This window comes from Micrococcus sp. CH7, assembly GCF_001595485.1.
Lineage (GTDB): Bacteria > Actinomycetota > Actinomycetes > Actinomycetales > Micrococcaceae > Micrococcus > Micrococcus luteus.
The window spans coordinates 31,895-49,859 of sequence record NZ_LOSQ01000044.1 but is presented as its reverse complement, the minus strand read 5'-3'; the positions used below and the strand labels follow the sequence as shown (position 1 = coordinate 49,859).

At 73.2% G+C, this 17,965-nt stretch carries 14 protein-coding genes; 8 read left to right on the top strand and 6 right to left on the bottom strand.

Features of this window, described 5'->3' with window-relative positions; genetic code table 11:
• Positions 1-12: 12 nt before the first annotated feature.
• Together panD and AUV08_RS10695 are read right to left on the bottom strand one after the other, a co-directional pair.
• Positions 13-450, bottom strand: coding sequence for an aspartate 1-decarboxylase (gene panD / locus AUV08_RS10700; RefSeq protein ID WP_010080090.1), 438 nt, complete (start codon positions 448-450; stop codon positions 13-15).
• 183 nt (positions 451-633) lie between these two features.
• On the bottom strand, positions 634-1,626 hold the full coding sequence (locus AUV08_RS10695; protein WP_061866833.1) for a DUF559 domain-containing protein: 993 nt from the start codon (positions 1,624-1,626) through the stop codon (positions 634-636).
• A 274-nt stretch (positions 1,627-1,900) separates the two neighbouring features.
• Here AUV08_RS10695 and paaZ point away from each other — a divergent pair, with 274 nt between their 5' ends.
• The 3 genes from paaZ (at position 1,901) to AUV08_RS10680 (ending at position 6,155) form a co-directional block, all read left to right on the top strand.
• On the top strand, positions 1,901-4,021 hold the full coding sequence (gene paaZ / locus AUV08_RS10690; protein ID WP_061866832.1) for a phenylacetic acid degradation bifunctional protein PaaZ: 2,121 nt from the start codon (positions 1,901-1,903) through the stop codon (positions 4,019-4,021).
• A 138-nt stretch (positions 4,022-4,159) separates the two neighbouring features.
• Positions 4,160-5,092 carry a 3-hydroxyacyl-CoA dehydrogenase gene (locus AUV08_RS10685; protein WP_061866831.1) on the top strand — a complete coding sequence of 311 codons (933 nt, stop codon included), beginning with the start codon at positions 4,160-4,162 and terminating at the stop codon, positions 5,090-5,092.
• A gap of 115 nt (positions 5,093-5,207) precedes the next feature.
• The gene (locus AUV08_RS10680) at positions 5,208-6,155 is read left to right on the top strand and encodes a hypothetical protein (RefSeq protein WP_061866830.1); all 948 of its coding nucleotides are present in this window, start codon (positions 5,208-5,210) and stop codon (positions 6,153-6,155) included.
• A 13-nt stretch (positions 6,156-6,168) separates the two neighbouring features.
• Here AUV08_RS10680 and AUV08_RS10675 read toward each other — a convergent pair whose 3' ends face one another.
• From AUV08_RS10675 to AUV08_RS10665, 3 genes are all read right to left on the bottom strand, one after another.
• On the bottom strand, positions 6,169-6,780 hold the full coding sequence (locus AUV08_RS10675; protein ID WP_061866829.1) for a TetR/AcrR family transcriptional regulator: 612 nt from the start codon (positions 6,778-6,780) through the stop codon (positions 6,169-6,171).
• 98 nt (positions 6,781-6,878) lie between these two features.
• The gene (locus tag AUV08_RS10670) at positions 6,879-8,228 is read right to left on the bottom strand and encodes a phenylacetate--CoA ligase family protein (RefSeq protein ID WP_061866828.1); all 1,350 of its coding nucleotides are present in this window, start codon (positions 8,226-8,228) and stop codon (positions 6,879-6,881) included.
• 71 nt (positions 8,229-8,299) lie between these two features.
• Positions 8,300-8,716 (bottom strand): PaaI family thioesterase, encoded by a 417-nt coding sequence (locus AUV08_RS10665; protein WP_020624995.1) that lies wholly within the window; start codon positions 8,714-8,716, stop codon positions 8,300-8,302.
• 215 nt (positions 8,717-8,931) lie between these two features.
• Here AUV08_RS10665 and AUV08_RS10660 point away from each other — a divergent pair, with 215 nt between their 5' ends.
• Positions 8,932-12,522 (top strand): bifunctional RecB family nuclease/DEAD/DEAH box helicase, encoded by a 3,591-nt coding sequence (locus AUV08_RS10660; RefSeq protein ID WP_061873242.1) that lies wholly within the window; start codon positions 8,932-8,934, stop codon positions 12,520-12,522.
• Between the two features lies 1 nt (position 12,523).
• Here AUV08_RS10660 and AUV08_RS10655 read toward each other — a convergent pair whose 3' ends face one another.
• Positions 12,524-13,774 carry an AMP-binding protein gene (locus AUV08_RS10655; RefSeq protein ID WP_231865128.1) on the bottom strand — a complete coding sequence of 417 codons (1,251 nt, stop codon included), beginning with the start codon at positions 13,772-13,774 and terminating at the stop codon, positions 12,524-12,526.
• Between AUV08_RS10655 and AUV08_RS10650 the strand changes: the two genes are divergently transcribed.
• The 4 genes from AUV08_RS10650 to AUV08_RS10635 are packed head-to-tail and all read left to right on the top strand — an operon-like array spanning position 13,775 to position 17,950.
• Entirely contained in the window at positions 13,775-14,269 is a 495-nt protein-coding gene (locus AUV08_RS10650; protein ID WP_061866825.1) for a GNAT family N-acetyltransferase, read from the top strand.
• A gap of 58 nt (positions 14,270-14,327) precedes the next feature.
• The gene (gene purB, locus AUV08_RS10645) at positions 14,328-15,761 is read left to right on the top strand and encodes an adenylosuccinate lyase (protein ID WP_061866824.1); all 1,434 of its coding nucleotides are present in this window, start codon (positions 14,328-14,330) and stop codon (positions 15,759-15,761) included.
• Between the two features lie 38 nt (positions 15,762-15,799).
• Positions 15,800-16,981, top strand: coding sequence for an ATP-binding protein (locus tag AUV08_RS10640; RefSeq protein ID WP_010080078.1), 1,182 nt, complete (start codon positions 15,800-15,802; stop codon positions 16,979-16,981).
• A 57-nt stretch (positions 16,982-17,038) separates the two neighbouring features.
• On the top strand, positions 17,039-17,950 hold the full coding sequence (locus AUV08_RS10635; RefSeq protein WP_020625000.1) for a trimeric intracellular cation channel family protein: 912 nt from the start codon (positions 17,039-17,041) through the stop codon (positions 17,948-17,950).
• Positions 17,951-17,965: the final 15 nt, after the last annotated feature.

The following is a 17,965-nucleotide window of genomic DNA, read 5'->3' as shown; positions in this document are numbered from 1 at the left end:
CCCCAGGCCGGCTCAGAGCTCGGCCTGCGCCTCGTTCCACTCGCGGGACAGCGGCGGGCGGGAGAGGCCGTCGAGGAGGCCGTCGGCGGGGTCGATGCCGAGCTCCACGATCCTGTTGTCCGCGTCCACGTGGACGACCTTGGGCTGGAAGTGGCGGGCCTCGTCGTCGTCCATCTGCCCGTAGGCGATGAGGATGACGATGTCCCCCGGATGCACCAGGTGGGCGGCGGCGCCGTTGATGCCGAGCACGCCGGAGCCCCGCTCGCCCGCGATGGTGTAGGTCTCCAGTCGCGCGCCGTTGGTGACGTCCACGATGGACACGAGCTCGCCGGGGAGGATGTCCGCGGCGTCCAGCAGGTCCTGGTCCACGGTCACGGAGCCCACGTAGTGCAGGTCCGCCTGGGTCACGGTGGCCCGGTGGATCTTGGCGTGGAACATGGTGCGCAGCATGCGGCAGAACTCTCCGGATGAGGGGGTGGGTCGGGTCCGAGAGGACCGGTGCTCGATTCTACGCCGGTCCGGAGACGAGGGGCAGGGGCCGACGCCGGCCCGAGGCTCCCGCCCCTCTCGCCGAGGCCCGCAGACACGCCGTTACCGCCAGGCCGTAGCGGCGCGTCTGCGGGCCTCGACAGGTCAGATCCACGACGGCGGCACTCGGCCCGGCATCGTCCGCGCGGCCACCAGGCCCCGCAGCTGCCGCACGAAGAGCTCCCAGTGCCCCGGCAGGAACACGTCGGCGGTCACCCGGATCACCTCCCACCCCTCCGCGCGCAGGGCCGCGTCCCGCTCGCGGTCCTCACGCCACTGCCGGCGATCCGTGCGGTGCTGATCGCCGTCGTACTCGACGGCCACCTTGGCCTCCGCCCACACCAGATCGACGCGGAGCCGCTGTCCCGTGGCGAGGCGGATGCACGGGTTCACCGCGGGCTCGGGGACGCCGTCCAGGACGAGCCGCACCCGCAGCCGGCTCTCCTGCGGCGAGTCGGCCCCGGGGCGCACGAGCTCTAGCGCCTCCCGGGCCGCACGGATCCCGCGCAGCCGTCCGCGTTCCTCGACGGCGGCGCGCAGCTCGGCCATGTCCGTCACCCCGGGCGGCAGCCGACGGCGGCGGGCCTCCGTCGGGGCGGTCCGCACCATGCTGTCCCCCAGCGCGACGAGATGGTCGAGCGGCCCGGCCTGCGCGGCGAGGTCCACGAAGATCCACCCCGGTGCGGTCACGCGCACCCCGTCCACGATCCGCACCGGTGCGTCGGCGCGGAGGCGGTGTGAGCGGACCCCGGCCCGGCTCGACGCGGTGCCGTGGCCGCGCGGGGTCGCGACGTGCACGGACCGGTCGGCGGCGAGCGGCCCGGTCAGCCACAGGCCGAGCACCCTGGCGGCCGTGACGTGGCTGAACACGCCCTCGGGGTGCAGATCCTGCAGTGCCCGCAGATGGTCCATGGGGTCCGGTTCGACGCCGCGCAGGCCCCAGAGCCCCCAGCCGAGGGAGACCACGTCCCCGCGCCGCAGCCGGGCCGCGCTCACCCCCGTCTCGCGCGCGGCCGGGGTCGAGAACACGGTCGGAGCGCGGAGGAGGCCGTCCAGTCCGCAGCGCATCGGAGGCAGGGGCGCGGGCGAGCGGGGCATGGGCCGAGCGTGCCCGATCCGGGCGGGCCGCCGTCGTCGTCCGCCGGGATCTGTGGACGACGCCCCGCCGAGGCCCGCAGACACGCCGCTACGTCCTGGCGGTAGCGGCGTGTCTGCGGGCCCGGGCGCCACGGCTTGCGCCGCCAGGCCCTCTCCACGACGACGTCACCCGCCCGGCTCCCCCTCCCGCGTGATCCACGTCTCGGCTAGGGTGAGGACCAATAACCGACCGATCGGTCGGGACTCGTCCGTGCCCCCGACACCAGGAGACCTCGTGACCGTCACCGCCCCCTCCCTCCCGGAGATCCTCCCCAGCTACGTCGCCGGCAGCTGGTGGACGCCGTCGCACCCGTCCAAGGTCACCGACGTGACGGACGCGAACACCGGCGCGCGCCTCACCGGCGTCTCCACCGACGGCCTCGACACGGCCGCCGCCATCGAGCACGCGCGCACCGTCGGCCAGCAGGCCCTGGGCGAGCTGACCATCCACGAGCGCGCCCTCAAGCTCAAGGAGCTCGCGCTCTACCTGAACTCCCGCGTCCAGGAGCTCTACGACGTCTCCTTCGCCACCGGCGCCACGCAGCGCGACCACGCCTTCGACGTCGACGGCGGCATCGGCACCCTCTTCACGTTCTCCGGCAAGGGCCGCCGCGAGCTGCCGAACTCCAACGTGATCATTGACGGCGACGTGGAGCCCCTCTCCCGCGACGGCTCCTTCATCGGCGAGCACATCTACCAGCGCATCCCGGGCGTGGCCGTGCAGATCAACGCGTTCAACTTCCCCGTGTGGGGCATGCTGGAGAAGTTCGCCCCGGCCTTCGTCGCGGGCGTTCCCACCGTGGTCAAGCCGGCCACCCCCACCGGCTACGTCACGCAGAAGTGCGTCGAGCTGATGCTCGAGTCCGGCGTGCTGCCCGAGGGCTCGATCCAGCTGATCTCCGGCTCCGCCCGCGACCTGCTGGACCACCTGGACTACCGCGACCACGTCGCGTTCACCGGCTCCGCCGCCACCGCGGCCACGCTGAAGAAGCACCCGAACGTGCAGGAGGGCGGCGTCCGCTTCACCGCGGAGACCGACTCCCTCAACGCTGCCATCCTCGGCCCGGACGCGGACCCGGAGTCCCCCGAGTTCGAGGCGTTCGTGAAGGTCGTCTTCCAGGAGATGACGGTCAAGGCCGGCCAGAAGTGCACCGCCATCCGCCGCGTGATCGTCCCGCAGGGCCGGGTCGAGGCCGTGACCGCCGCCCTCACCGAGCGCCTGGCCGCGAAGGTCGTCCTGGGCGACCCGCGCGTCGAGGGCACCACGATGGGCGCCCTGGCCTCGAAGGAGCAGCAGGGCGAGGTCCGCGGCGCGGTGCAGCGCCTGGTCGACGCCGGCGGTCAGGTCCGCCTCGGCGGCCCCGAGGGCTCGACCGGCGACGCCGACGCCGAGTCCGGCGCGTTCTTCGCCCCCACGGTGCTCACCTTCGAGGACGCGCGCACCCCCGAGGTGCACAGCGTCGAGGCGTTCGGCCCGGTCACCTCGGTGATCGGCTACACGGACGTGGCCGACGCCGTGGCCCTGGCCGCCCTGGGGTCGGGTTCGCTCGTGGCCACGGTCGCCACGAACGACGGTGAGACCGCCCGCGCGTTCGCCGCCGGGATCGGCGCCCACCACGGCCGCGTGCACGTCCTGAACCGCCAGACCGCCACGACCACCACCGGTCACGGCGCCCCCGTGCCGGTGCTGATCCACGGCGGCCCCGGCCGCGCCGGCGGCGGCGAGGAGCTCGGCGGGGTCCGCGCCGTGAAGCACTACATGCAGCGCACGGCGATCCAGGGCTCCCCGGACATGCTCACGGCCATCACCGGCGTGTGGCATCAGGGCGCCGCGGCCCACACGGTGACGCGCGAGGACGTGGAGGCCGGCACGGCCGTGCACCCGTTCTACAAGTCCCTGGCCGAGCTGACGGTGGGCGACCAGTTCGCCTCCGGCCTGCGCACCGTCACCCTGGAGGACATCACCGCCTTCGCGGAGGAGACCGGGGACAGGTTCTACGCCCACACGGACGAGGAGGCCGCCATGGCCAACCCGTTCTTCCCGCGCCGGGTGGCCCACGGCTACCTGCTGGTCTCCTGGGCCGCGGGGCTGTTCGTGGCCCCGGATCCGGGCCCGGTGCTGGCCAACTACGGCCTGGAGAACCTGCGCTTCATCACGCCGGTGACCTACGACGACGCCATCCGCGTGACCCTGACGGCCAAGCGCATCACCCCGCGCGTGAGCGACGAGTACGGCGAGGTGGCCTGGGACTGCCGGATCCACAACCAGAAGGACGAGCTCTGCGCCCAGTACGACGTGCTGACGCTCGTGGCCAAGACCTGGCCGATGGCCCCGTCCGAGACCTCCCAGGGCTGAGCCCCCCTGCTTCGACGGGCCGTCCCGTGCGCCCGCTGCGCGCCGGGCGGCCCGTCGTCGTCCCCGGGAACAAGGAGCGTGCCCGGGACGTTCACCTGTACGTCCCATTCGGACCGCGAGAGAAGAAGGTCGACACACATGTCCGAGTTCACCCGTTTCGAGCAGGTCACCGTGCTGGGCACCGGTGTGCTGGGTTCGCAGATCATCATGCAGGCGGCGTACCACGGCAAGAAGGTGATGGCCTACGACGCCGTCCCCGCCGCCCTCGAGGGGATCGAGCGCCGCTGGGCGTGGATCCGCCAGGGCTATGAGGCAGACCTCGGGGAGGGCTACGACCCGCAGCGCTTCGACGAGGCCATCGCCCGCATCACGCCGACCTCGGACCTCGGCGAGGCCCTGGCGGATGCGGACATCGTGGTCGAGGCCGTCCCGGAGAACCTGGAGCTCAAGCGCAAGGTGTGGGCCCAGGTGGGCGAGCTCGCCCCCGCCACGACCCTGTTCGCCACGAACACCTCCTCCCTGCTGCCCTCGGACTTCGCCGACGCCAGCGGCCATCCGGAGCGCTTCCTGGCCCTGCACTACGCCAACCGCATCTGGGCGCAGAACACCGCCGAGGTCATGGGTACCGCCGCGACCTCGCCGGAGGCCGTCGCGGGAGCCCTGCAGTTCGCCGAGGAGACCGGCATGGTCCCCGTGCACGTGCGCAAGGAGATCCCGGGCTACTTCCTCAACTCCCTGCTCATCCCGTGGCTGCAGGCCGGCTCCAAGCTGTACATGCACGGCGTGGGCAACCCGGCGGACATCGACCGCACCTGGCGCGTGGCCACCGGCAACGAGCGCGGCCCGTTCCAGACCTATGACATCGTGGGCTTCCACGTGGCCGCCAACGTCTCCCGCAACACGGGCGTCGACTGGCAGCTCGGCTTCGCTGAGCTGCTAGAGAAGAGCATCGCCGAGGGCCACAGCGGCGTGGCCGACGGCCAGGGGTTCTACCGCTACGGGCCGGACGGGGAGAACCTCGGCCCGGTGGAGGACTGGAACCTGGGCGACAAGGACACCCCGCTCGGCTGACCTCCTCCGCTGACGGATCAGGGGCCGTCCGGTGCGCACCACGCATCGGGCGGCCCCGACGCATGCCCCCGCCACTTCCTTGTGGCATCCGTCACAACCCGCGTAGAGTCGGGCCATGACGACCCCCCGATTCCCCCTGCTCGGCGCCCTCGCCGTGGGCGCACTCGCCCTCGCCGGGTGCGCGGGCGGCGGCGCAGAGCCCTCCTCCCCCGCCCCGTCGTCGGCGTCGTCCACGACGACAGCGGCCTCGCCAGCGTCCACGTCACCCGCGGCCAGCGCCTCCACGGCCCCCACGTCACCCGCGGCCAGCGCCTCCACGGCGAGCACGGGCGGCGCCTCCGCCTCGGGCAGCCTGTCCCTCGAGATGCCCCCCGCGCTGGACGGGCAGCGGACCCTGGCCGTGCAGGCCGCCGTGCAGCGGGCCGCGGGGCCGAGGTCCGAGGTGGGGCTGAGCGCCGCCTCGCCGCTGGAGCGGCAGACGGAGCTGCGCCAGCGGGCCGCCGGCCTGGAGCAGACGGTCGACGCCGGCGCGAGCCCGGCTTCCACCCGCAGCGCGGAACAGCAGGCCTGCCTGGACGCCACACGCTCCGACCTGGAGCGGGACGCCGAGGCCGGGGCGGCGGACCTGGGGCTCACGGCCCAGCCAAAGACGGCCGCCACCACCGGCGGCGGGCCCACCACGACGCCGGCGCCCTCCTTCACGGCGTCCCCCGACGCCGAGGTCACTCCGCTCGGCGTGCGCGTCACCGTGTACCCCACGGAGGAGGCCGCCCGCGCCGCCCTGGAGGACGCCCGAGCGGCGGCGCAGGCCTGCACCGGGGTGGACCTGGCCGGGCTCGGCGTGGAGAGGGTGACGCGGACCGAGCACGAGGGCGGCACCGGGTACACGGCGCTCCCGGCCCCCGGAGGGTCCGTCTACTCGCATCTGACGGCCGTGCAGGACGGCGCCCGCACCGTGGCCGTGGCCCAGGCCGACGCGGACGGCGGGGTGCCCGCGGACGCCGAGGACCGTGCGGCCTCGATCGTGGCCGACGTGCTCGCCGCGCTCGACGGCGAGGGCTGAGGACAGCGGGCCCTCAGCCCCGCAGACCCCCGAGCACCACGCCCGTGACGGCGTCGATCATCTGGCCCGGTCCCTCCTGGCCGGGGACGCCGCGATCCGGCCGGTACCAGTCGACGATCGAGTTGATCATCCCGAGCGCCAGACGGGCGAGGTTGCGCGGGGTCACGTCGGAGCGCACCGCACCCGCGGCCTGGGCGGCCTCGAGCAGGTCACCGAAGCGCCGGGTGATCTCACGACGACGCTCGACGGCGGCCACCTCGACCGCCGAGTTCCCGCGCAGGCGCAGCAGCAGGGTCACCTCGGGCTGCTTCTCCGCCAGCACCCCGAGCGTGCCGCGGATGGCCGCCTCGACCTGCGCGCCGGCGTCGGCCCCGCTGGCCACCACATCGTCCAGGCACGCCTCGAGGGCGTCGAGCGCCTCCGTCACCGCGTGGTCGAGGATCGCCTCCTTGGACTCCACGTGGTGGTAGATCGCGGACTTGGAGATGCCCAGGTGGGCGGCGAGCATGCCCATGGACGTCGCCTCGTAGCCGTGCCGGTTGAAGAGCTCGACGCACTCGGCCAGCAGCGTCTGCCGGTCATAGCCGGGCCGGCCGCGGCGCGGGGTGGGGCTGCTCTGGGGCACGGGGCTCCTTCGGGGGCGGGCGGACGCCGACGACGACGACGGTGCACCGGTCCACTCTACCGGGCACGCCGGCGTCGGGTTCGGCCGCGGGGACGGGATCAGGCCTGGTCGCGCAGGTCGTAGATGCGCTTGAGCTTGCCGGAGGAGCGGGCGAGGGTCTCCGGCTCCACCACGTTGATCACGCACGAGGAGCCGATCTTCGTCTTGATCTCCATGCGCAGGTGCGCGGCGCAGGCCTGGGCCTCCTCGAGGGTCGCATGATCGCGGCGCTCGATGTTCACGGCCATCTGGTCCATGCGGTCCGGGCGGGTGATCTCGAGGGTGAAGTGCGGCGACAGGGCCGGCTCCTTGAGGGCCAGCTCCTCGATCTGCGACGGGAACAGGTTCACACCGCGCAGGATGATCATGTCGTCCGAGCGGCCGGTGATGCGGCCCATGCGGCGGTGGCCCGGGTGCGTGGTGCCCGGCAGCAGGCGGGTGAGGTCGTGGGTGCGGTACCGGATGATCGGCAGCGCCTGCTTGGTGAGCGAGGTGAAGACGAGCTCGCCGTGGCGGCCGGTCTCGAGGACCTCGTCCGTGAGCGGGTCGATGATCTCGGGGCGGAAGTGGTCCTCCCAGATGTGGGAGCCGTCCTTGGTGGCCGCGGACTCGCCGGCCACGCCCGGGCCCATGACCTCGGAGAGGCCGTAGATGTCCAGGGCGTCGAGGTCGAAGGTCTGCTCGATCTCGCGGCGCATCTCCTCGGTCCACGGCTCGGCGCCGAGGATCGCGACCTCGAGGGAGGACTCGCGGGGGTCCAGGCCGAGCTTCTTGAAGCCGTCCGCGATGGTCAGCAGGTAGGTGGGCGTGGAGAGGATGGCGCGCGGCTGGAAGTCGGTGATCAGCTGCACCTGCTTCTCCGTCTGCCCGCCGGACATCGGGATCACGGCCGCCCCGATGCGCTCGGCGCCGTAGTGGGCGCCGAGGCCGCCGGTGAACAGGCCGTAGCCGTACGCGTTGTGCACGCGGTCACCGGGGCGGATGCCGCCGGTGCGGAAGCAGCGGGCGACGAGGGTGGCCCACGTGGCCAGGTCGTCGTCGGTGTAGCCGACCACGGTGGGCTGGCCGGTGGTGCCGGAGGAGGCGTGGATGCGACGCAGCTCGGGGCCCGTGGCGGCGAAGGCGCCGAACGGGTAGCTCTTCCGCAGGAACTCCTTGTCCGTGTACGGGAACTTGGCGAGGTCCCCGAGCTCCGTGAAGTCCGAGGGGTGGACGCCGTGCGCGTCGAAGTGCTCCCGATACGCGGGCACGTTCTCGTAGGCGTGGTGCAGGGTCCAGCGGAGGCGTTCGAACTGGAGCGCCTCGATCTGGTCCCGGCTCATCGTCTCCTCGGGGTCCGGGGCCCCGCGGTCGGCGGGGGCGGGCAGGGGTGCCGGCGTGTACGGGTTGGGGATCGAGGCCTCGAGCATGGCGTTCTCCTGGGGATGCGGGGTCGGGCGGCGGTCGACGACGGCGGCGCACCGGCGGGTGCGTCCGCCGGTCAGCGTCCGGGGGCGGGGATGGTGCGGGAGCGGCCGCGGAAGGCGGCCACCGGGGTGCCGTCGTCGGTGGTGACGGTGATGTCATAGACGGCCGAGCGGCCGGCGGCGGCGACCAGGCGGCCCTCCGCGACGAGGGTCTGCCCGGCGCGGGTGGCCGCGAGGAAGTTGACGTCCACGCCGGAGGCCACGGTGAGGGTGGAGCCGTCCGAGGCGGGGTCGTTGCAGGTCAGCGCGAAGCACGTGTCCGCGAACGCGAAGACGGCGCCGCCGTGGGCCAGGCCGAAGCCGTTGTGCTGGTCCTCGGTGAGCGTCATCCGGATGCGCGCGTGGTCCTTCTCGGCGGCCTCCAGGGTGACGCCGAGCCACCGTGCCACGCGGTCCTCCGCGAGCATGGGGTGGTGGGCGGTCTCGGTCATGGGCGGGCCTCCCTGCCGGCAGGGGCGCGCCGGCGCGGCGGCGCAGAGAATTACTGAACGATCATTAGGTAACTCCCTGGATGTGACCCACGTCAAGTCCGGCCCGGTGTGTGACGCGCGCCGGCCCCACCCTGCCGCCGCCGGGGCGAGGCGCGCCGGGACCGTGTGCGCGGGCCCTGCCCATCGTGTCCGCGGCTCCTGTCTAGGGTGACGGCATGGTGACCTTCGCGCCGGACCGCGCCTCCTTCATGCTCAGCCCCTCGGACATCACCGCCGCCGCGACGTGCACCTACGGGTGGCTGCGGGGGACGGTGGACCCCGCGCTCGGGCGCGCCCCGCGGATCGGCGTGGCGGATGCGTTCCTCGAGCGGGTCTCCCGCCTCGGGGACGAGCACGAGTCCCGCGTGCTCGCGCGACTCGAGGCGGAGCACGGCGCGGACCAGGTGGTCCGGCTCGCCCGCCCGGAGCGCTACACGCCCGAGGGCGTGCGGGCCGCCCAAGAGCGCACCGCGGCGGCGTTGGCCGCGCGTCCCGCCGTCGTGTTCCAGGGGATGCTGCACGACGGCGCGTTCGGCGGCCTGGCCGACTTCCTCGTGCTCCGCACGGACGAGGAGCACCCCGAGGGCGCGTACGAGGTGGTGGACACGAAGCTGGCCCGGCATGCGCGGGTGACGGCGCTGCTGCAGATCGCCGCGTACGCGGACCTGCTGGACGGCATGGACGTGCCGCGGGCGCGGCAGGGCAGCCTGTGGCTCGGGGACGGTTCCCGGCACGTCGCGGACCTGGACGAGGTGATCCCGGTGTACCGGCACCAGCGCGCCCGGCTGGAGGCGCTGCTGCAGGATCACGTGGCCGCCGGGGAGCCCACTCGCTGGGGCGACGACCGCCTGAGCGTCTGCGGCGCATGCGAGGCGTGCGAGGAGGCCGTCGCCGAGCACCGGGACGTGCTGCTCACGGCGGGGGCCACGCGGTTGCAGCGCACCCGGCTGCGCGAGGCCGGCATCACGACCATCGAGCAGCTCGCGGTGTCCGTCGCACCGCCGGAGGGCATGGCCCGCCGCACGTGGGAGGCGCTGCGGGAACAGGCGGCGATCCAGCTGGAGCCGGCCGGGGCGGACGGGCTGCCGCCGCATCGGATCGTGGACCCGCGCGCCGTGGCGGGGCTGCCCGCGCCGGACGCCGGAGACGTCTTCTTCGACTTCGAGGGGGACCCGCTGTGGGTCTCCGCGGACGGGAGCATGGAGGGCCTCGAGTACCTGTGGGGCTGGGTCGAGGCGCCGGGTGGGGACACCGCGCGCACCGCCTCGGCCGACTTCCGGTTCACGGGTCTGTGGGCGGACACCCGTGCCGCCGAGCGGGCGGCGCTCGAGCAGTTCGTGGCGTTCGTGGAGGCGCGACGCGCGGCCCACCCGGGGATGCGGATCTACCACTACGCCGCGTACGAGGTCACCGCGCTGAAACGCCTGACCGTGCGCCACGGTGTGGGCGAGCGCGAGCTGGACGACTGGCTGCGCGCGGGGCTGTTCGTGGACCTCTACTCCACGGTCCGCGCCGCCCTGCGGGCCGGTGTGCCGAGCTACTCCATCAAGAAGCTGGAGCCCCTCTACATGGGGGCGGAGCACCGGGCGGAGGACGGCGTCACGACGGCGGCGGACAGCGTCACCGAGTACCACCGGTACGTCGCCGCGCTGGAGGCCGGAGACACCGAGGTCGCGCGGGCGATCCGCGCCGACATCGAGGACTACAACCGGTACGACTGCGTCTCCACGGCGCGGCTGCGGGACTGGCTGCTGGAGCAGGTGGGGCGCACCGCCGAGCACGGCGCCACGGCACCCCGGCCCGACGACGATGAGCACCTCGTCGAGCCCGCCCCCGCCTTGGAGGGCGAGGACGCGCGCCTGGAGGCGGACCTCCTGGGCCTCCTGCCCACCGCGGACGACGCGGACGCCGTCCTGGACGACGAGCAGCGCGGCGTGGCCCTGCTCGCCGCCGGGCTGGGCTTCTACCAGCGCGAGGACAAACCCGCGTGGTGGGCCTTCTTCGACCGCGGCATCTCCCCGCCGGATGAGTGGCAGGACGCCCGCGCCAACGTCGTGGCGGACCGCGTGGACGTGGCCGAGGACTGGCACCGACCCAAGGGCGCTCGGACCTTCCAGCGGGTGCTGCGGATGACCGGCACCCTGGAGCCGGGGAGCTCGCTGCAGCCCGGAGCCGAGGCCATCACGGTGTACGAGGACGTCCCGGCGGACCGCCGCGACCTCCTCCAACCCAACGCGGTGCGCTGGGTCGGTGCCAAGGCCGTCGTGGAGGACGTCGAGGACCGCCCGGACGGCAGCTCCGTGGTGCTGCTGCGGGAGAAGATCCCCACGCAGGACGTGGAGCAGCATTCGGAGCTGCCCATGGCGGCGTTCGCCCACACGGTGGTGAACACGGACAAGCTCAAGGAGCGCCTGCGCGAGCGCGCCCGGACCGCGGTGCAGGCCGGCGGTCTGCCGGGATCGGGAGGCGACGCCGCCGCCCCGTCCACGGCCGCCTTCGACATCCTGGCGCGCCGCCCCCCGGCGACCGCCGGCCGCCCCCTGGCGGCCATCTCCACCGAGCTGCGCGAGGGCGACTCCGCGCCCGCTCCCGCCCGCCAGGGCTGGGAGGCGCTCGTGGAGGCGCTCGAGTCCGCGCGGGGCTCCTACGTCGCCGTCCAGGGCCCTCCCGGGACGGGCAAGACCCACGTGGGGAGCCACGCCGTGAAGGCCCTGCTCGAACGCGGGTGGAGCGTGGGCGTCACGGCCCAGTCCCACGCCGTGGTGGAGAACTTCCTGGGCAAGCTCGTGTCCATCGGGGTGCCGAAGAAACAGGTGCTCAAGGCGGAGAAGCGCGGCAAGGACGCGCCCGAGCGCCCCTGGGCCACGGTGTCGGACGCCAAGCCGTACATCGGCCTCCCCGGCCACGTCGTCGGCGGCACCGCCTGGACCTTCGCGCACGAGGACGTGCAGGAGTTCGACCTCCTGGTGATCGACGAGGCCGGGCAATTCTCCCTGGCGCACACCCTCGCCGCGGCGGCCATGGCCCGCACTGTGCTCCTGCTCGGCGACCCCCAGCAGCTGCCGCAGGTCACCAAGGGGACCCACCCCCAGCCGATTGGCGAGGCCGCGCTGAGCTGGCTGGCCGCCGACGAGCCGGTGCTGCGCGCAGACCGCGGCTTCTTCCTGGACACCTCCTGGCGTATGCACTCCGCGCTGACGGAGGCCGTCTCCACGCTCTCCTACGCCGGCGAGCTCGGCGCGCGGGAGGAGGTCACGGACGCCCGCCGGCTCGACGGCGTGGAGCCCGGGCTGCACCCGTGGCCGGTCTCCCACACGGGCAACGCGGTCTCCTCGCCGGAGGAGGCCGCGGCCGTCGTCGAGATCATCCGGACACTGCTCGGCCGCGCCTGGTCCACCGGCCCGGACGACCCCGGCAGACCGCTCGAGCCGTCCGACGTGATCGTGGTGGCCCCGTACAACGCGCAGGTCGCCACGGTCCGGGAGGCGCTCGACGCCGCCGGTCTCGAGGGCACCACCGTCGGCACCGTGGACAAGTTCCAGGGCCGGGAGGCCGCCGTCGCGATCCTGACGATGGCCGCGTCCTCACCGCAGGAGGTGCCGCGCGGGCTGGACTTCCTCCTGAACCGGAACCGGCTCAACGTGTCGATCTCGCGCGGGCAGTGGGCCGCCTACCTCGTCCACTCCCCCGCCCTCGCGGACGCGCTGCCCACCAGGCCCGAGGACCTGCCGATGATCGGCGCGTTCCTGCGGCTCGTGCACCGCTGACTCAGTCGGTGGTCCCCTGGCGCAGCAGGAACCGCTGCAGCTTGCCGGAGGGGGTCTTGGGCAGCCGGTCCACGAAGTGCACCCGGCGCGGGTAGGCGTGCTTGGAGTACTCGTCGCGGACCTTCGCCTGCAGCTCGGCCGCCAGGGCGTCCGGGTCCGCGACGGCCCCGGCGGGCACCACGAACGCCACGACCTCCTCGCCCCGCACCCCCTCCGGGTCCGGCAGGCCGACGACGGCGACCTCCTGCACCCGCGGGTGGTCGATGAGCACGGACTCCACGTCGAACGGGCCGATCCGGTACCCGGCGGCGAGGATCACGTCGTCGTCCCGGGAGGAGAAGAAGAACCAGCCGTCGTCGTCCTGCCGGGCGGTGTCCCCGGTCAGGTACCAGCGGCCGTCCGGGGTGAAACGCTCCGCGGTCTTCTCCGGCTCCCCGAGGTAGCCGGGGAACCAGAACAGGGGCGACGCCGCGTCGATCGCGATCTGCCCGTCCCGGATCTGGGCGGCGATCCCCGGCAGGGGCACACCCATCGAACCCGGGCGGGGCGGCGCGGCCAGCTCGGGGTGCGCAAGGGTGCAGATGACCATGCCCAGCTCGGTCTGGCCGTAGTGGTCGCGGATCTCCGTGCCGAGGGCCGCCCGGCCCCACTCGAGCACGGACGGCGGCAGCGGCTCCCCCGCCGTGGACACGCGCCGCAGCCGCAGCGGGGCGTCCTCGGTGACCTCCCCGGCCTTGGCCAGCGCGCGGAACATCGTGGGGGCGCCGGCGAGGTTCGTGACGCCCTGCGAGCGGATCACCTCGACCATGGTCGCCGGGGAGAAGGCGCCGCGGTACTGGACCGAGGTCGCCCCGAGCACCAGCGTGCCGACGATCCCGTAGTACAGCCCGTACGCCCACCCGTGGTCGGCCGCGTTCCAGAACAGGTCCTCGGGGCGCAGGTCCACCGCGCACGTGAGGTAGACGGCGAACGCGGCGGCCGCGCGCAGCGGCACGGGCACCCCCTTGGGGCGGCCGGTGGTGCCGGAGGTGAACAGCAGGGCGATCGGCCCGTCCCCGCCGACGGCGACGTCCTCGGCCAGCGGCGCGGAGTCCGCGAGCGCGTCCCACTCCGGGCCGGTGCGGATGATCTCGATGCCCGGGATGTCCGTGAGCTTCTCGGCCTGGCGGGGCTCGGCGACGACGAGCCGCGCCGCCGCGCCCTCGATGCGCATCCGCGCGGCACCCGCGGCGAACGCGGTGAACAGCGGCACGTGCACGGCGCCGAGGACCCCGAGTGGAAGTGGTGGGACGCCCCCTACTTCCACGCCGCGGACACGGCCGCCCCGCCGAGCCGCGCGGACTTCGACGCCGACCACGCGCGCCGGCGCGTCGGCGACCCTGACGTCCGGGTCGTCACGGTGGACGGCGCCCCCGTCGGTCTCGTGACCCGCACGGAGCAGCATCCGGCGGGCTCGGGCTGGTGGGAGCTCGGCATCCTGCTGTTCGACCCGACCACGTGGGGCCGCGGCGTCGGGCGGGCGGCGCTCACGCTGTGGTCGGACGCGTCGTTCGCGGAGACGGACGCGCACCTGCTGAGCCTGGTCACGTGGTCCGGCAACGCGCGGATGATCGCGTCGGCGGTCCGCGTCGGGTACACCGAGGTCGCCCGCATCCCCGAGGCCCGCTCCTGGGAGGGCCGGCGATGGGACTCGGTGCAGCTCGCGGTGCTGCGGCGAGACTGGTGGCCGGCGTCGACGGACGGCTGAGGACGGACCCGGTCGTCGCCTTCGTCGGGCGTCCGCGGCGCCTGCCAGAATGGGGGCCATGACCTCGCAGCCCGCGCCCGCGTCCACCGCCCACCGCCGTTCCCTCGCCGAGGCCGGCATCGCCCTCGGCCCCCTGGACGGCCGCTACCGTGCGGCGGTGGAGCCGCTCGTGGAGCACCTGTCCGAGGCGGCGTTGAACCGCAACCGCATCCACGTGGAGGTCGAGTGGTTCATCCACCTGGCCGAGCACCGTGTGCTGCCGGGTCTCGAGCCGCTCACGGCCGAGCAGCAGGCGGGCCTGCGGGCGATCGTCACGGACTTCGACGCGGAGTCCGTGGCCGAGCTGGCGGCCACCGAGAAGGTCACGGTGCACGACGTGAAGGCCGTCGAGTACTTCATCGCCGACCGCCTCGAGGGGCTGGGCCTGGGCCGGCTGAAGCCGCTCGTGCACTTCGCGTGCACCTCCGAGGACATCAACAACCTCGCCTACGCGGTGGGCGTGCGCGACGCCGTCGAGCAGGTCTGGCTGCCGGCCGCCCGCGCCGCCGTGGCCACCGTCTCCGCGATGGCCGCCGAGGCCGCCGAGACCCCCATGCTCTCCCGCACGCACGGCCAGCCGGCCACGCCCACCACGCTGGGCAAGGAGATGGCCGTGTTCGTCCATCGCCTGACCCGCCAGACCCGGCGCATCGCCGGCCAGGAGTACCTGGGCAAGATCAACGGCGCCACCGGCACCTACGCCGCCCACCTCGCCGCCGCGCCCGACGCGGACTGGCCGGCCCTCTCCCGGTCCTTCGTGGAGCACCTCGGCCTCACCTGGAACCCGCTGACCACCCAGATCGAGTCCCACGACTGGCAGGCGGAGCTGTACGCCGACGTCGCGCGCTTCAACCGGATCCTCCACGGCTTCTGCGTGGACGTGTGGAGCTACATCTCCATCGGCTACTTCGCGCAGATCCCCGTGGCCGGCGCGACCGGCTCCTCGACCATGCCGCACAAGGTGAACCCGATCCGCTTCGAGAACGCCGAGGCCAACCTCGAGCTCTCCTGCGCCCTGCTCGACTCGCTGGGCGCCACCCTCGTGGAGTCCCGTTGGCAGCGCGACCTCACGGACTCGACGTCGCAGCGCAACATCGGCGTGGCCCTCGGCCACTCGGTGCTCGCCCTGACCAACGTCACCAAGGGCATGGGCCAGCTCCAGGTGGCCGAGCCCGTGCTGGCCGAGGACCTCGACACGAACTGGGAGGTGCTCGGCGAGGCCGTCCAGACCGTGATGCGTGCCGAGGCGATCGCCGGCGTGCCGGGCATGGACAACCCCTACGAGCGCCTCAAGGAGCTGACCCGCGGCCACCGCGTGGACGGGGCGCGCATGCGCGAGTTCGTGCAGGGCCTGGGCCTGTCCGAGGGCGCCCAGGCGCGCCTGCTGGAGCTGACCCCGGCCGGGTACACGGGCCTCGCGGCGCGCCTGGCCGCCGAGTTCGGCGGGCGCTGACGGGTCTGCCGAACAAAAAAAACAAATACGATGTGAGCATGCGCGATCCCGTGCCCTGCCCAGACCAGCCGAACAGCCCCTTCACGCCGGGGTACGGGCGGCGTCCCCTCGTGTTCGGCGGCCACGAAGACCTGCTCCGCGACATGGGCAGAGTTTTCCAAGACCATGACTTCGGCGAGAACCAGTCCGTCCTCCTGTCCGGGCTGAGGGGCGCCGGAAAGACCTCCATGCTGCAGCGGATCGAAGACCTCGCCCGAGATGCTGGTTGGCTCGTGATCAGCGAGGATGCCAGCGCGGGCCTCCAACGCCGGCTGGTGGAGAGCACGTTGCCAGACGTCGTGAATTCCCTACCCCGGCAGACCAAACGTGAGCTCAAGGAACTGGGGCTCTGGCACTTCTCCGCCGCGTGGGAGGTCACAGAGCGTCCCTCTCGTCCACTCATGCGCAATGATCTGGTGACCGTTGCCCAACATGCCGGGGTGCGCGGAATCCTCATCACGATCGACGAGGTCTCCTCGGGCAAGACGCGCCTGCGAGAGGTCAGCGCCGTCGCACGGGAGATCTCCCATGCCATCAGCCGCGGAGCAGACATCGTCGTGGCATTCGCCGGCATCAAGGTCGACCTCGACGAACTCGTACGGCAGGAGCACACGACCTTTCTCCGCCGCTCCCGGACCGCCGACTTCCACCGACTTTCCCCGAAGGAGACCCGCCACGTCCTCGCGGAGACGGCACGCCTCGGCGGCCGGGAGTTCACCGCAGAAGCCCTGGAGATGCTGATCGCCGCGGCCCAGGGCTACCCCTACCTCGTCCAGCTGCTGGGCGACTACGCGTGGCGACACCGGCCGAACCAGCCCCGGATCGACCTGTCTGCCGCCGAGGCAGCCCGCGCCCGGGGGCTGCAGGCGGTGATGGACCGCGTGCTGTCAAAGGTCTTCAACGACCTCTCCGCCAAGGATCAGGAGTTCCTCCGCGCCATGGCTGTCGACGAGGAGCGATCCCGCATCGGCGACATCACCGCGCGCCTCGGCTCCTACAGCCAGTATGTGAATCAGTATCGGAACCGACTCATCGACAGCGGCTACGTGCAACCGGACGGACACGGGTACCTCCGCTTCGCCCTTCCCTACCTCGGCGCCTACATCCGCTCTCTGACCGACAGGGGCCCGGCGTCGGCTCCGGACGACGACTGGAGCGCCTACCCGCCTCCCCTGACATGACGGGCGCCGGCCCGGGCTGCGGGGACACCACAGGAGCGTCCCCGCTACCGTGACCCCATGCTGACCTGCTCCGTCGCCGTCTGGCTGCTGACCACGTCCCCCAAGAGCCCGGAAGAGCTCCAGCGCGACCTGCCCTCCGCCGTCGACGAGACCGGCCAGGTGGCCGAGGCCGTGACCCAGATCGTCACGGCGGTGGACCTGGTGGGCGTGTTCTTCTTCGCGATCTCCGGCGCTATCCTGGCCGTCCGGAAGGGGTACGACATCGTCGGCTCCCTGCTGCTGGCGCTCATGGTGGGCACCGGCGGCGGCGTGATCCGCGACCTGATCGTCAACCAGGACGTCCCGGCTGCCTTCCGCAACCCGTGGTACCTGATCCTGCCGGTGCTGGCGTCGCTGGCCGTGTTCTTCAAGGTCCTCGACGGCGAGCGCGGCAAGCACGCGGTGATGCTCGTGGACGCGGTGGGACTGGCCGTGTACTGCGTGGTCGGCACCCGGATCGCGCTGCTCGGGGGGCTCTCCCCCGTCTCGGCCGCGGTGCTCGGGCTCGTGACGGCGGTGGGCGGCGGCCTGCTGCGAGACGTGGTGGCGGGCGAGCCCCCGGCCGTGTTCGGCGGGCGCGGCTGGTACGCCGTGCCGGCGCTGATCGGCGCCGCCGCCACCTCCGCGCTGGGCCAGGCCGAGCTGCTGAGCATCTACACGATGCTCGCGGTGATGCTCGTGGTCCTGGCGCTGCGCGTGGTCTCCCTGCGCCGGGAGTGGATGGCCCCGGGCGCGGAGATCACCGGGGAGACCCAGCGCCAGCGCATGGACCCGGACGACGCCCCGCCCGTGCCGGACGTCCGGGACCAGGGCAGCCCCGACGACCCGCCGCGCGAGAGCGGCCAGGAGCCCACCACTCCCACCCCGCAGGTCGAGGAGAATGGCATGGACCGCGCCGTCGAGGGCGACGACGCCGCCTCCCGCCGCTGACCCCTCCCCCTGGAA

Excerpts from the sequence above, each read along its gene's own strand:
- panD (WP_010080090.1), bottom strand. The coding sequence starts at position 450 with ATGCTGCGCACCATGTTCCACGCCAAGATCCACCGGGCCACCGTGACC.
- AUV08_RS10695 (WP_061866833.1), bottom strand. The coding sequence starts at position 1,626 with ATGCCCCGCTCGCCCGCGCCCCTGCCTCCGATGCGCTGCGGACTGGAC.
- AUV08_RS10685 (WP_061866831.1), top strand. The coding sequence starts at position 4,160 with ATGTCCGAGTTCACCCGTTTCGAGCAGGTCACCGTGCTGGGCACCGGT.
- AUV08_RS10680 (WP_061866830.1), top strand. The coding sequence starts at position 5,208 with ATGACGACCCCCCGATTCCCCCTGCTCGGCGCCCTCGCCGTGGGCGCA.
- AUV08_RS10670 (WP_061866828.1), bottom strand. The coding sequence starts at position 8,228 with ATGCTCGAGGCCTCGATCCCCAACCCGTACACGCCGGCACCCCTGCCC.
- AUV08_RS10665 (WP_020624995.1), bottom strand. The coding sequence starts at position 8,716 with ATGACCGAGACCGCCCACCACCCCATGCTCGCGGAGGACCGCGTGGCA.
- AUV08_RS10660 (WP_061873242.1), top strand. The coding sequence starts at position 8,932 with ATGGTGACCTTCGCGCCGGACCGCGCCTCCTTCATGCTCAGCCCCTCG.
- purB (WP_061866824.1), top strand. The coding sequence starts at position 14,328 with ATGACCTCGCAGCCCGCGCCCGCGTCCACCGCCCACCGCCGTTCCCTC.
- AUV08_RS10640 (WP_010080078.1), top strand. The coding sequence starts at position 15,800 with ATGCGCGATCCCGTGCCCTGCCCAGACCAGCCGAACAGCCCCTTCACG.
- AUV08_RS10635 (WP_020625000.1), top strand. The coding sequence starts at position 17,039 with ATGCTGACCTGCTCCGTCGCCGTCTGGCTGCTGACCACGTCCCCCAAG.